A 13,710-nucleotide genomic window follows, 5' to 3' on the forward strand; every position below is an offset into this window, starting at 1 on the left:
AAAGGCAGATATCATGGTCAGTTCGATTTTCCGGGCAGCACTGCTGATGTTGCTGTCATTGGCGCCGCTTGCGGGGCATACACAGGTCAATATCGAAATCGATACCCCCGCAATAGCAAGCATCAAGCGGAGCATGCAGCAACGCCATATCCAACTGGAGCCGTATTATTCAAGTGGAGCAATAGGCCTCACGCGTGACGGCCTCATTGTCATGCGGGATGCCAACGCGGTGCCGCTGGGGGCACGGCAGTCGGTGAATGGATTGATCGCAGCGGAAAATCAGGACAGAAATGCGCTTTATCGCGAGATTGCCCGCGCCAATAGTCACCCGGAATGGGAAACGGATATCCATTCCACGTTCGGCCAACGCTGGATCGAACTGGCGCGGAGCGGTTGGTGGTATCAGGGTGTGGACGGCGGATGGGTCAAGAAGTAAAGTCGGATTGCCGGGCACACTCAAAAACAGATACACAGGATTTATTTGAACGTCTAGCGTGATTCCCGTACTGGTTTTCGACATCGAGACTGTTCCCGATACAGAGGGATTGCGCAGACTCTACAATCTTCCGCACGAGCTTCCAGCCGTCGACATCGCCGAGATGGGGTTTCAGTCACGCCGCCAGGCGGTCGGAAGCGATTTTCTTCCCCTGCACCTGCAAAGAGTAGTGGCGATTTCCTGTGCGCTGCGCGACAAGGATGAATTCCGCGTATGGTCTTTGGGGAGCCCGACGGATTCCGAAGCCGAACTCATACAGCGCTTCTTCGACGGCATAGAGAAATATAGTCCGCAACTGGTCTCCTGGAACGGAGGTGGGTTCGACTTGCCCGTGCTCCACTACCGCAGCCTCATCCACGGCCTGAAGGCCCGGCGCTACTGGGACATGGGCGATGACGACCGCGATTTCAAATGGAACAACTATCTCAGCCGCTACCATACGCGCCATCTCGATTTGATGGATATCCTGGCGCTGTATCAGCCACGGGCGAATGTTCCGCTGGACGAGCTGGCGAAGCTGATGGGTTTTCCAGGGAAGTCGGGGATGGATGGCTCCCAGGTCTGGAGTGCTTTCCAGAAAGGCGAGGTTGTCGCCATTCGCAACTATTGCGAAACGGACGTGGTGAATACCTACCTTGTGTTCCTGCGCTTTCAGCTTATGCGCGGAACCTTCAACAACGAGCAGTATCAACGTGAATGCGAGCTGGTTCGCTTCACCCTGAGCAAGTCTTCCGAGCCGCATTGGCAGGAATTTCTCGAACAGTGGTTCTGTTTGAGCGAAGCGTCTTCATTTCTGGATTGATCGACAGCTGCTGCGGCTGCTCATTCTCCTGCATGGAGGTGCGGCAGATTCCGGAAAGCATCCGAGGTTGGAATATCCAGTCCTTCTGAACCCGTTCCCGATTTCGAACCTGCCAGTGTGAATATGACTGCTCCCGTTCTTATCGAATCCCTGGATCAGGAAGGCCGGGGCGTTGCGCATGCCGAAGGCAAGGTCATTTTCATTGAAGGCGCCCTGCCGGGAGAAGTGGTCACCTATAACCCCTATCGCAGAAAACCGAGCTTCGAGCTTGCCCAGGTCGATCAGATTCTCAAGCCTGCGTTTTCGCGGGTAACGCCGGAATGCCGTCATTTCGGCATCTGCGGCGGTTGCAGCATGCAGCATATGGACGTTCGCACCCAGGTGGCAGCAAAACAGCGCGTGCTCGAAGATAATCTCAAGCACATCGGCAAGGTCGCACCCGAACTGATATTGCCGGCGGTTTATGGATCACCTTGGGGTTACCGCTACCGGGCACGGTTATCCGTCCGCTATGTGGCAAAAAAAGGTGGCGTACTGGTCGGTTTTCATGAAAAGCGCAGCAGCTTCATTGCGGACATGCAGGCCTGTAGGATCATGCCGCCGCGTATTTCCGCGCTCATCATGCCATTACGAAAGCTGGTGGAAAACTTGTCCATCCGCGAGCGTCTGCCGCAGATTGAAGTTTCACTGGGCGAGGACGTGGATGTACTGGTCCTCCGCATTCTCGAACCCCTGACCGTGCAGGATGAAACCTTGCTCAAGGCTTTTGCCGATCGGCATCACGTTCAGCTTTTTCTGCAAACCGGTGGTCCTCAAACAGCTTATCCTTTCTATCCCGAGGACGCGCCGGAACTGAGTTATACGCTGCCGGAATTCGATGTAACCATTCCATTTCATCCGACTGAGTTCACCCAGGTGAACCCGATGGTCAATCGCATCCTGGTGCGGCGAGCGCTCAACCTGCTCGATCCCCGGACCGGAGAACGCATCGCGGACCTGTTTTGCGGCCTGGGTAATTTCACCTTTCCCATTGCGCGGCGCGGCGCGCAGGTAGTGGGCTATGAAGGCAGCGCGGCGCTCGTCTCCCGCGCCCGTCAAAATTCACAACGAAATGGGCTGGCGGAGAGTACACGATTCATGGAAGCCAACCTGTTTGAAATCAATGAAAGCTGGATGCATGGGCAGGGGGATTTCGACAAGATGCTGATCGATCCGCCGCGGGAGGGCGCTATTGCCATGGTGACCGCCCTCGAAGAGAAACAGCTCAAGCCGTGGCGCATTGTTTACGTCTCCTGCAATCCCGCCACACTCGCTCGCGATGCAGGCGTGCTGGTACACAGGAATGGGTACACGTTGAAGGCGGCAGGTGTCATCAACATGTTTCCGCATACCGCGCATGTCGAGTCCATCGCGCTGTTCGAGAAAGCCAGCAAGCAAGCTTGAAAGAGGCATGAAAAAAGGCGGCTGTTTCCAGCCGCCTCGGAGGTATTTCCGGATTCCCCTGGTTTGCTTTGCTCCTGGGGTTTATCCAATATTTTTTTCTATGGCGCTTTGCGTCAGTCTTTTTCGCCCGACAAAGCCAGCAGCAGGTGCAGCAAACTGGTGAAGAGGTTGTAGAGGCTGAGGTAGATGCCCATGGTCGCCATCACGTAGTTGGTTTCCCCGCCGTTCACGATGCGGCTTACATCAAACAGAATGAAGCCGGAGAACAGCAGTACCGCAACTGCCGAAATGGCAAGCGAAGCTGCCGGTATGGCAAAGAACAGATTGGCGATCGATGCGATCATCAGGAGTATCAGCCCCACGAACAGGAAGTTCTGCATGAAGCCGAAATCCTTCTTCGTCACCGTGGCGATGGTGGCCAGCGTGAAGAAGATTGCTCCTGTTCCCGCTGCGGCGGTTGTGATGATTTGCGCGCCATTCTTGAAATGAAGCGCATATTGGAGCATCGGGCCTAGCCACCACCCGGCCACAAAAGTAAACAGAAACAGCAATCCGATTCCCACCACGCTGTTACGGGTGGCGCTCACGCCAAACAGCAATCCCATCATGATGGCCAGCATCACCAGCGGTCCCATGATAGGCGCTTGCGCGAGGAACGCGAAGTTGGTGCTCATTCCGATCATCGCGCCGATCACCGTTGGAATCATGGTCAGGCCAAGCATCCAATAGGTATTGCGCAGTACCTTGTTACGATCGACTGCAAGTCCGGTTTGCACAGTCGGGCTGGAATATCGAAGTTCAGGTTGCATGACGTCTCCTTGGTTGACGAAACTTTACACGCATAAGACTACTCATCTTTATGGAAAGTTGCAATCCTGTCGTCATTGCGGACGCATTGCTGGAAAAACAGGCCCCAAACGAGTATGATTCGCAAGCAGTTTCGGAGGCGTGGCCGAGCGGTTTAAGGCAGCAGTCCGAGAGTCAATGGAAGAGTGGCCGAGCGGTTGAAGGCACCGGTCTTGAAAACCGGCAATGGGCAACCATTCGTGGGTTCGAATCCCACCTCTTCCGCCATCCATCGCGTAAATACGCGGTTTTAAGGTAAGTTGGAATTTATACCCACCATTAAAACCACCAAGTTTTAGCCGGTTAATCAACGCGTTTTGATTTAACTAAGGCCATTTCTCACGTTCTCATGCGGTTTCCGTAGTTTCCCGGTTTTTTCGAAGTTAACTGCTCCACACCTAGCTAAGTTACCGGTGAGGACACAACGTCCATGAATGCGGGTTTATTCTCACCAGAGAGGACGGGGTTAATCAAAGAGGAGTGATTTACAAGGTAGGTGTTATCTGCTGAGCCGAACGGAAAGAATGAGAAGAAAGAAGGCAGGCTCGTGTTGAGGGATTTATGGATTAACAGTATTCAATTCATATAATCTGGTTACATCTATATTGTTGCTAAGACATTGAATTATTAATATTTTAACTGTTAAGTGAAACGGTTCAGTTCTTTTTGATTCTTGTGAATTGTGTAATTTTCGCTGCGCAATTACACAGGAATTACACAGATATATGTCATCTCCGATGAGAGTAGTTTGTTGTGGCACATACAACGCTCCCCCTGCTAAAGGTTAAGGGGCGGGGGAGTACGCGACGTGACCTAAACCACACCCTGATTTTAAGGCCAAATACCCACGATAAAATACGTTATCATGGGTAAAAGTATACGAACCTGACCAACATCTTTCAAAAAAAACCGTCAGAATGGACGTGCCAAAGATGCCTTCTATCGTAATTATGTTGAAATGGAAGATGACCCGAAGTCCCTGGATAGCGCAACCTTGATGTTGACGGGCATGTTGGGTAGGGATAAAAGCGGCATGGATATGATTCTTATTTTGTTTTCTCAGCGAGCAATGCATCTCCGGCACGTTTCCACTCCCGTCTTCTAGGATCCTCTGCCGGCACATTTGCCAGCCCCAGCAGGGCACCCAGTAGCTCCCCTCGATCGAATGCCGGAGTACGGGTTGCCGGATCCACGAGACCTGCGAGAATCAGCAACTCGGCAGCATTGTACAATTCCTGGTCACGCTCTCTGGAGGCCTCCTCCCTGTTGATCGCTTCCAAAATACGTGCCGCTTCCTCGTCCCTGGCCGCAAGGCGGGCGGCTTCTGCCTTTGCCCTTTGTGCTCGCTCGGCCGCCGCCTCCGCCTTGATTAACGCGGTAAGGATATGGGAGTCTACGTCAGTGCGCTTGAGCTTGTCCGCCAACAAGAGGAGCTGTTGTTGTTGTTCGCTGGGTGCTTTGAGGCCACCTAGATACGCCAGTCTCGCGGTAAGCCATTTGTCGTGCAACATGAACACCTCCTGGTTCATTGATTGACAGCCGTTCTAGCTGCTTCGAGAGAGGTGAGAGTAAGCTGGAGACCGTAAACCCTCATCTTGAGGGGTAGTGTGATCAGATATCCAGCTCAGAGAGTTAGCGAGCGGACAATAGGTGTTCGACGCCACGCATCCGATCGATGGATGTAAAGTCAACGCACAGGTTCGTCTGCTTCGCCACTTGCTATTGAGTTATCCTCTCGTCCGATGTTGGAGTAGTCGTATAGCTCTCCGTATCGCTATGTGTTAGTTGCAGTATCAGCTGTCAGCCTCGATCAAGTTTTTTATATTACGTACCGTTCGCTCAGCTCCATGCTGAGCCGCGATGCGTATTAGTCGTTCGAAGGGTCGCATAAATATCTTCATCTCCAGCAACTCGAAGGTAAATATCAGTTTGACCAGACCTTCTCTACCTTCATCCTGTATCTCGTACATGCAGTGAAAAGGGTCAGAAATACCCGCAAAAGCCAGGGATCGGTTGGGTTCATAAAGCGTAATTCTGAATTTGGATTCAGACCGGTGTCCACCATCAACACGCACTTGCCTTGCGGTAACTCCTGGGCCCATTGGCTGATCTCCGATTTGCTTAAGCTCTTTAACTTCGGGAGACCATTTTGGGTAATTCTCAAAGAAATTATCGCCCAGATAGCGAAATACCTTCTCAGTAGAACCCTTCATAAGAATACTTGCTTTGGAAGCTACCGGTTGGGCCGGTCTCGAATCAAATATCGATCGCAAACTGAACATATGGGTATACTCTTTGAAAGGTGATTCCTTGAGTGAAAGGTAACCCAGGGATTTGAAAATCGGCTCTTTGATCTTGATCTGGTCGCGGGCAGGCGCTATAGATTATTAAAATCATCAAAAGCTGTTCTCGTTTATTCGAACCGTTGATGATTTCCTAAAGAAAACCGTTCATATTACCGAACCATGCCTCCACGGTCTGTTCGTTGCCCCACTATTCATTGATCTGGGAGTTGCGGCTGCTCCGCTGAGGGCAGATCAATCCAGAATGTACTGCCGGCCGCGACAACACTTTCAACACCGATTTCTCCTCCCATAAATTCAACCAGTTTTTTCGTAACGACCAACCCAATACCAGTACCTTCCTCAGAACCGCTCTCACGACCAAGGCGATTGAACGGCTGAAACAGCTTGTCGAGCTGATCTTGTGTTAACCCAGAGCCAGTGTCACGAATGCGGATGCGAGTCACCCCAAAATTATTTTGAGAATATTCCACCGTTACATCACCCCCCTCACGGTTATATTTGATCGCATTGGTGAGAAGATTGATTAGAACCTGCTTCAGTTTGGTCTCGTCAGCCAGTACATGCACGGGAAACGTATGCTCATATCGGGGAAAATTCAGTCTGATGTTTTTTTTCTGTGCCTGGGATTTAATCATCGTTTGGCACTCTTCCAAGATGGTGAATAGCGATAATGGCGTTTGCAAGAGGGATAACTTCCCCGATTCAATCGCTGCCGAATGGAGGATTTGATTAACCAGACTCAATAGGTACCACCCTGATTCCAGAATATATTCAATATTTCCCTTTTGGGATGATGTTGGGGGTGGATTATCCATTTCCATAAGTTGAGCAAACCCGAGTATGGCATTTAGCGGCGTTCGTAATTCGTGGCCCATACTTGAAATAATTTCCGATTGCTCTAAGTTGGCTTTTTTCGCGGCATCTTTGTTCCGGATTATCTGGGTCAGTATTCGGCTCAAGTTAAGGCTTGATTCCAGCCGATCCATGATGAGACACGCCAAATCCTGTAAGCTGGCAAATTCTTTCTCATTCAATACCCGAGGCTTTCGGTCGATAATCCATAACGATCCCAGATTAAAACCTCCAACTGTAATCAAGGGCGCTCCCGCATAGAACTCCATACCTGCCACCTCGGTTGCAAGCATTTTTGTAAGCAGGCTGGTATCGATCTTCGTATTTGCAACAATATAGGGAGCGTCACATAGCAGAGTGATCGCTGGATATTCCGGGGGAAACCTAATTTCGGTGGCTTCAAGGCCACAGCCGGATACAAGCCGAATATGATCGCTATCGACAATACCGATTACTGCAACCGGAACGTCAAACAGTTGTGCTGCGAGTGCGGTAATTCGATCTAGGGTTCGGTCTGGGGTGGGTAACAATATCTCGTATTGCTTCAACACGAGCGCCCGTTCTGTTTCATTCGCTGACATAAATCAACCGATTAATTTTTGGTATCCATCACTTTATGACGGAACAGACAGAGCGCGGGAACGATTGGGAGCAACTACTCAGCCTGTGAAATAAGGCTTTTTCTACCGGCAGAATCTATTTGGAACACAGCACGCCTGCTGCCCCAAGGAGTTTACTAAGAAGCTTCAGAAGATATTCCGCTGCCGTTGAGTCTGGTTCGTTTCGCTTGACTGGAACCTAAACGGAACGTCATATCTATATTTTTAGTGGGATGCGCGGCAGAGGAAAGCGGATGGCATGGTCTATGCGCAGCAAGACTCATTCACTCCAGCGCGTGCCGCAGCAGGATAACTGTAAATAGTAGGGAGTCCGGGGACTGAGATCTGGCGCGGGCTAGCCCGCGAGGATGATACAATTTCTCAAACGAAAATCCCAAAACAGGAATTTTCGTTTGTTTTGTTGACTTTTTACTGGGGTCTAATATTCGATGCCTGTAAACCCTTAGGCCCGCTTATCACATCAAAAGTGACACGCTGGGCCTCTTGCAGCGTTTTGAAACCTTCACCCACAATTGAAGAGAAGTGGGCAAAAAAATCTTTTCCACCTTCATCTGAGGTAATAAAGCCAAAGCCTTTATCATCGCTAAACCATTTTACAATACCTGTTTCTGTTGCCATGTCATTTCTCCTTAATAAGATTCCACTCACAGTGACCTGCAAGTGATCAGTCTGTGAATATCAAGGGAAAGAGTCAACCAAAGGTATCGTTTTACAGCTTGAATCCAAAAGACCTACTTCAGGATACACGCTATATGAAGAAGGTCAAACTTTATTTTGCACAACCGCGCTGTCAGGCAGCATACCAGAGCACGGCAAAGTAATGGCATGTGGTGCCTGCTATCACAAAGAGGTGCCAAACGAAGTGACCATACCGCAACCGTGAATCGAGCGCGAAAAAAACCACTCCGAGTGTGTAAGACACGCCCCCCGCAGTCAACCAGAGCAACCCTTGTATTGGCATTTTAGCCACCAAGGGATCAGCCGCAATCACAACAAGCCACCCCATAAACAGATAGAGGATGGTTGATAGAATGGGTAAAGAGGCTCTATAAAATACCTTGAGCATTATACCGGCCACCGCAAGACCCCAAATTCCCACGAGAAGGGCACGTCCCCATACTCCATCAAGTACTCCGAGAGTGAACGGCGTATATGTGCCCGCGATAAGAACAAAGATGGCAGAATGCTCGACAACTTTAAACACGCGCTTGGCCTTGCCTGTCGGCAACGCGTGGTATATGGTCGAGGCAAGATAAAGAAATATGACAGTCGCGGAGAAGAGACTCGTGCCTACAAGGAATCTGGTGTCGCCGGAGCGGGCAGCATGAGTGATGAGAAATGGAGTCCCTACGAGTGCGGCGACCAAGGCTATACCATGGCTAATGCTGTTTGCAATTTCTTCCGCTTGCGACTGCTCACGCTTTAGCGGCAACTGATTGAAGTACGGCATGATACTTGAGCTAATCTTGGCGCCTCTCTAACAACCCACCTTGAACGTTTGACTATCTGCCGGTCAGCTCTTGTTCCATAAAGGAAAGGCGAAAGGACTAACTGAGTATAAGCTTGATGGCTTATCGAACATTTCGTGGACCCAAGCATTCAGACTTTGTCGCCTTGTTTATAACGCTCTAGCTTTCTTTTTTATCCATGTTAGGTCCTATTATTTTTCTTGTTCAGAACAATTTCAGTATAGCTAACCTTGGGCTTACATATCTCTCTTGCTAGGGAGATGGTTTGATGTGCCCCCGGTAGTAGTGCCAGGGCGTTCTAGCAAAGTCCCAGTTAAAAATCAGTTTTTGTTTCTTTCACAGCTTTTATTTCTTTATTTATGCGGCAGTTGGCGGCGAATTCTGCCGGAGTTTGATAATTCAATGCGCTGTGCGGTCGATGCTCGTTGTAGTCGCGCCGCCAGACTGATATTCGAATCCGTGCCTCAGCCAGGCTGGTAAACCAGTGATCGTTCAAGCACTCATCCCGAAACCGACCGTTGAAGCTCTCAATGTACGCATTTTGCGTTGGCTTACCCGCCTCAATCAATTTGAGTTGGACGCCATTCTTATAAGCCCACTGATCCAGTGCCTTGCTGGTGAACTCCGGTCCCTGATCGGTGCGAATGGCCAAGGGCAACCCACGAAACTGTGCCGCCCGCTCCAGGACACGCACGACATCTATCACAGCTTTAGTGAATCGTGTGAGAGTAAATGATCATTGGTTACGCGACAATTTCAACGATCGATCAGACGGCGGGTTTCGAGTCCCAGTTGAGAGAACTTGAAGGCGTCAAGTGCCAAAAAATCTTCCGGGAACAAACCTCATCGGTTGGTATTCGTCTACAGCTTGAAACGGCGCTGGAGTTTGTGCGGCAAGATGATGTTCTCGTGGTCATCAAGCTTGACCGGCTTGCCAGATTCGTCGCCGACCTTATGAGAATCATCCAGGCCCTGGAACGAAGGGCGCTGCCTTGCGGGTTCTGAACCTCCGGATGGATACAAGCACGCCCACCGGAAAGCTGATGTTGACCGTACTGGGAGGCATCGCTCAATTCGAGCGGGAAATGATGCTGGAGAGGCAAAGGGAAGGTGTGGCCAAGGCCAAGGCCGCGGGAAAATACAAGGGACGAAAACCAATCTCGGACGCGATCAGGCAGGAAGTAATCCGCCTTGCAGGAGAGGGGACGACCAAGCCGCCATCGCTAGCCAATTAAGAATTGGTGAAGCAACCATCATGTATCGGATTCTCGCTGGTTCCTCAAAGCTAGAAGTTCTCTCACTAAAAAGGGTTTAACGAATGGCTGCGCGTGCACGTTGGGAAACGGCGCAGCGTTGGTATGAGGTTGAGCCTGTTTGTGATTTGGTAGGCGACTGGATCCTTATGTGTAACGGCTCGCAATGGAAAACGGTTGTGCTCGCATTTAACGCCGTTTTCGGCTCAGAATAACTGCAACTGGCAGAGCCTGCCGGCTCACACATATGAATTGAGCCAAGTCCGATACCGTTAGAAATACCGGCAATAATCGATGCACAGCATCGATAGCTGTCGATAAATAATGAGATTATTATTTGTTATAAATAGATGCTTACGCCAAGTGTTCAAACAGTCGCGCGACCGCCTCAGCACCTGGATCAGCGTGACCGACCAAATGCTTGGCATTGATATAGGAAGCGCGGCCCGCATTCGCCTTGCTCATGTGGGCAGTGCGGTCGGCACCCGCACGCGCGGCTTTCGCCGCCTCGGGCAGGCTCTCTTCCAGGGCATCAAGGGCCGGCGCAAGAGCATCGACCATGGTGCGGTCACCCGGACGTGCCCCGCCGATCTCCTGCATTCTCCGCAACCCGGCCTGCAACGCTTCGCGCATTGGCAAGCCGCTTGAGGCGGCATCGCCCGCTGCGGCGAAGAAGATCGCGAGGAGGACACCGCACGAGCCTCCCATGGTTTGGGAAAGCTCCAAGCCAATGGCTCGATAGAGCTGGGTATGGTCGGCAAGCGGCAATCGGTCCACGGCGCCGATCAGGGCGCGTGCCGCGCCAGCTAGCGTGCTGCCGGTGTCGCCATCGCCTGACTTCGCGTCGAGCGCGTTGAGGTCGTTCTCGGCGGCGATCAGAACCTCGCAGCAACTGGTCAGGAACTCCCTGGTCGGCTTGTGCATCGAGGGCATCGGAACGACAGCCGTCAGGCCGTCCGGAAGCGCCTGAATCGCGACTTGGCCTAGCCGGGAGACCCGTGGCCATGTCGCCAGGGGCGTGTGCTGCTTGAGCAGGGCGATCTCGGCATCGTCGGCAGGATAGGCCGAAATCGAGAAGCCATGCATGTCGAGCGATGTCATCATGGTCGCCGGCCCGATGACGTGGGTTATCCGCTCGCCAATCGCTGACCGCCGGATTTCGTTGAGGATGATCGACATCTCGATGACCGACGTGCCGCCGAGATTGTTGACCATAGCGACATGCGGCTTTTCTTCCATTGCAGCTGACAGGCGCTCGACCATGGCAGCGACAGCTTCGCTCGCGTCCTTGAACTCGACCTGCTCAACCCCAGCTTCACCGTGGATGCCAAGCCCAAGCTCGGACATTCCGGGCGGGATGCGATCCTCCTTTGGCGAACCTGGGATGGTGCAGGTGTTTAGCGACATGCCGATGCTTTTTGTCTTTGACACGACCTTGCGCGCGGCCGCGGCGACGTGCGCCAAGTCGGCCCCATTCTCGGCCAACGCGCCGGCTATCTTGTGCACGAAAAGCGTGCCGGCGACGCCGCGGGCTTGGGGCAAGTCGGGCAACGCCACATCATCGTCGACGATCACTATCTCGACATTCAAGCCAAACTGGCGAGCGCGTTCGGCCGCCAGCCCGAAATTCAATCGGTCACCGGTATAATTCTTGACGATGAGCAGGCAGCCGGACAATCCCGTCACGGCAAGGATGCCTGCCAGTACCGCGTCGACTGTCGGCGAGGCGAAGATGTCGCCGCACACCGCGGCCGTCAGCATCCCTTCCCCGACGAAACCCGCATGTGCCGGTTCGTGGCCCGATCCGCCTCCCGAAATCAACGCGACCTTGGACTTGTCCCAGTCATTGCGTACGACCACCCGTATATGCGGATAGCCGTCGAGCCGCGCCAGCTTACCGCCAGACGCCGCGACCAGACCATCGACGGCTTCGGTGACGATGCTTTCTTTGGTGTTGATGAACTGGGCCATGTTTTCGGCTCTGTTGCAAAAAATGATTTTTGATAAAAAGTGAATTTAAAAGTTATTAAAAATATTTAATTAAAAATTAAAATATAGCTGTTTCTTATTTCTTGCAACAGAGCTGGATTTTTGGCCACGGGTCTTGTCCGTGCCCGCTGGAAACGGCGCAGCGTTGGTATGAAGTTGAGCTTGTTCTTGATCTATTGGGCGATTGGGTTCTTATGCGTCGATGGGGCAAGGCCTCCCGGAGATACGGAGAACTGTCCCATGTGGTAGCGGGAGAGGCCGAGGGAAGGCAATTATTGAACGAATCCATTTAGTGAGACTACGGCTCAAGCCAGCGTACTGGCGGGTCTATTAATCGCTTTCCCTTTTGCCTTGTGGAAAGCTGTGGACTGCCCAAGTAGCGGATTGCGTGCCGGGAGGGGCTTCCACAACCTAAGTATCTGACTACTGCGATTCCAGATAAATTGAAAGCGATCTCGTTGAAAGAGGAAGTATTGAAAAAATTGAAAGGACAGGGTGTAAAGATATAGCAAAAGGAAGCCTTTGCTACTTATCGGCTCGCCCAAAAAGGACAATATTGCAGAACAAGAGACGAGAGCTCAATAACGTTTTAAATTTTCCATCTTCTTCCGTCTCGCCATAAACCCGATCAAACCCAACCCGGCGAGCATTAAGGCATAGGCTTCAGGTTCGGGATAGTAGTAGGAATAGCAATAGCAATGACTTGGCCCCTGTTATTGATATCCATTGCCTTGACTAGAACCATCCCTTGAGGGAGGTCAACCAACGAATTGAGGTCCGTCATTCCTTCACCATCAGGACCGGTGATGAAGGCATGGTAATAACCTTCAGCCGTGTAAGAGTATCCCACTACCTGTCCGATATCGTTGATGTCGTTAGCCTGGCTCCCGTTCCCACCTAATAAAGTGCCCAGGTCTCTCATCTCCACCCCATCAGGACCGGTGATGAAGGCATGAAGACTACCTTCAGCCGTGGAAGAGTTTCCAACCACTTGTCCGGCATCGTTGATACCGTACGCATAGCTCTCACCCCCCCCCCAAACTGCCCAGGTCTCTCATCTCCACCCCATCAGGACCGGTGATGAAGGCATGACGATTACTATCAGCCGTGAGAGAGTATCCAGCTACCTGTCTGGCATCGTTGATGCCGAAGGCATAGCTCCAGCGCCCGCCCAGAGTCCCTAGGTCTCTCATCCCCATGCCATTCGGATCAGTGATGAAAGCATGGGCATAGCCTCCAACAGTGCCAAAGCCTCCCACTACCTGTCCGGCATCGTTGATACCGTACGCATAGCTCTCACCCCCCCTCAAAGTGCCCAGGTCTCTCATCTCCACCCCATCAGGACCGGTGATGAAGGCATGCTGACCACCTTCAGCCGTGAGAGAGTATCCAGCCACCTGCCCGGCATCGTTGATGCCGGAGGCATTGCTCCAGTTCCCGCCCAAAGTGCCCAGGCTAATTGCTGTCCTGCTGTTAAGGTCAACAAGGAGGACTATTTCGGCGTTTGCAGGATTGACAAAACCAAGGCCGGTAGTTAAGGCTGCGGCCAGGATAAGGTGGCAAGCTTTGAAGGAAGGGCTGAGTAGTGTCATGATATCTCCGGCAAGGCGATGTTTGGCAATCCATTGCTTCAA

The 13,710-nt window shown here is 51.9% G+C and carries 13 protein-coding genes, 1 tRNA gene and 2 pseudogenes; 5 read left to right on the plus strand and 11 right to left on the minus strand.

What is annotated here, in order from left to right:
- Positions 1-13 precede the first annotated feature (13 nt).
- From BMW46_RS00545 to rlmD, 3 genes are all read left to right on the plus strand, one after another.
- Complete coding sequence (locus BMW46_RS00545; protein ID WP_074703746.1) at positions 14-436, plus strand: YdbL family probable chaperone protein; 423 nt, start codon at positions 14-16, stop codon at positions 434-436.
- A gap of 58 nt (positions 437-494) precedes the next feature.
- Complete coding sequence (locus tag BMW46_RS00550; RefSeq protein ID WP_074703747.1) at positions 495-1,298, plus strand: 3'-5' exonuclease; 804 nt, start codon at positions 495-497, stop codon at positions 1,296-1,298.
- A 123-nt stretch (positions 1,299-1,421) separates the two neighbouring features.
- Entirely contained in the window at positions 1,422-2,741 is a 1,320-nt protein-coding gene (gene rlmD, locus BMW46_RS00555) for a 23S rRNA (uracil(1939)-C(5))-methyltransferase RlmD (RefSeq protein WP_074703748.1), read from the plus strand.
- A 113-nt stretch (positions 2,742-2,854) separates the two neighbouring features.
- Here the strand turns inward: rlmD and BMW46_RS00560 are convergent, their stop codons facing one another.
- The gene (locus BMW46_RS00560; RefSeq protein WP_074703749.1) at positions 2,855-3,550 is read right to left on the minus strand and encodes a Bax inhibitor-1/YccA family protein; all 696 of its coding nucleotides are present in this window, start codon (positions 3,548-3,550) and stop codon (positions 2,855-2,857) included.
- Between the two features lie 177 nt (positions 3,551-3,727).
- Here BMW46_RS00560 and BMW46_RS00565 point away from each other — a divergent pair.
- Positions 3,728-3,815: transfer RNA gene (locus BMW46_RS00565), tRNA-Ser, on the plus strand.
- A gap of 818 nt (positions 3,816-4,633) precedes the next feature.
- Here BMW46_RS00565 and traD read toward each other — a convergent pair.
- The 6 genes and pseudogenes from traD to BMW46_RS00595 form a co-directional block, all read right to left on the minus strand.
- Positions 4,634-5,098 carry a conjugal transfer protein TraD gene (gene traD, locus BMW46_RS00570; protein WP_256376898.1) on the minus strand — a complete coding sequence of 155 codons (465 nt, stop codon included), beginning with the start codon at positions 5,096-5,098 and terminating at the stop codon, positions 4,634-4,636.
- 282 nt (positions 5,099-5,380) lie between these two features.
- Positions 5,381-5,869: an SRPBCC family protein gene (locus BMW46_RS00575; RefSeq protein WP_074703750.1), complete on the minus strand. Its 489-nt coding sequence runs from the start codon at positions 5,867-5,869 to the stop codon at positions 5,381-5,383.
- Between the two features lie 215 nt (positions 5,870-6,084).
- A complete protein-coding gene (locus BMW46_RS00580; RefSeq protein ID WP_074703751.1) occupies positions 6,085-7,326 on the minus strand; it encodes a GAF domain-containing sensor histidine kinase in 1,242 nt (413 codons plus the stop codon).
- A 447-nt stretch (positions 7,327-7,773) separates the two neighbouring features.
- A complete protein-coding gene (locus BMW46_RS00585; RefSeq protein WP_074703752.1) occupies positions 7,774-7,983 on the minus strand; it encodes a cold-shock protein in 210 nt (69 codons plus the stop codon).
- Between the two features lie 172 nt (positions 7,984-8,155).
- Entirely contained in the window at positions 8,156-8,815 is a 660-nt protein-coding gene (gene trhA / locus BMW46_RS00590) for a PAQR family membrane homeostasis protein TrhA (RefSeq protein ID WP_074703753.1), read from the minus strand.
- 339 nt (positions 8,816-9,154) lie between these two features.
- A pseudogene (locus tag BMW46_RS00595) lies at positions 9,155-9,537 on the minus strand (integrase core domain-containing protein); the annotation flags it as partial.
- A 29-nt stretch (positions 9,538-9,566) separates the two neighbouring features.
- Here BMW46_RS00595 and BMW46_RS15650 point away from each other — a divergent pair.
- Positions 9,567-10,069 (plus strand): annotated as a pseudogene (locus BMW46_RS15650) (recombinase family protein).
- Positions 10,070-10,441: 372 nt separating this feature from the next.
- Here the strand turns inward: BMW46_RS15650 and BMW46_RS00605 are convergent.
- The 4 genes from BMW46_RS00605 to BMW46_RS15660 all read right to left on the minus strand — a co-directional run bounded on the left by BMW46_RS00605 (position 10,442) and on the right by BMW46_RS15660 (position 13,668).
- A complete protein-coding gene (locus BMW46_RS00605) occupies positions 10,442-12,058 on the minus strand; it encodes a dihydroxyacetone kinase subunit DhaK (protein ID WP_074703754.1) in 1,617 nt (538 codons plus the stop codon).
- 596 nt (positions 12,059-12,654) lie between these two features.
- Positions 12,655-12,726, minus strand: a complete 72-nt coding sequence (locus tag BMW46_RS14990) for a hypothetical protein (RefSeq protein ID WP_074704460.1) — start codon at positions 12,724-12,726, stop codon at positions 12,655-12,657.
- Positions 12,726-13,067, minus strand: a complete 342-nt coding sequence (locus BMW46_RS15655; protein ID WP_256376899.1) for a hypothetical protein — start codon at positions 13,065-13,067, stop codon at positions 12,726-12,728. The genes BMW46_RS14990 and BMW46_RS15655 overlap by 1 nt, the downstream gene beginning before the upstream one ends.
- A 34-nt stretch (positions 13,068-13,101) precedes the next feature.
- On the minus strand, positions 13,102-13,668 hold the full coding sequence (locus BMW46_RS15660; protein ID WP_081355607.1) for a hypothetical protein: 567 nt from the start codon (positions 13,666-13,668) through the stop codon (positions 13,102-13,104).
- Positions 13,669-13,710: the final 42 nt, after the last annotated feature.

This window comes from Nitrosospira multiformis (genome assembly GCF_900111585.1).
Lineage (GTDB): Bacteria > Pseudomonadota > Gammaproteobacteria > Burkholderiales > Nitrosomonadaceae > Nitrosospira > Nitrosospira multiformis_B.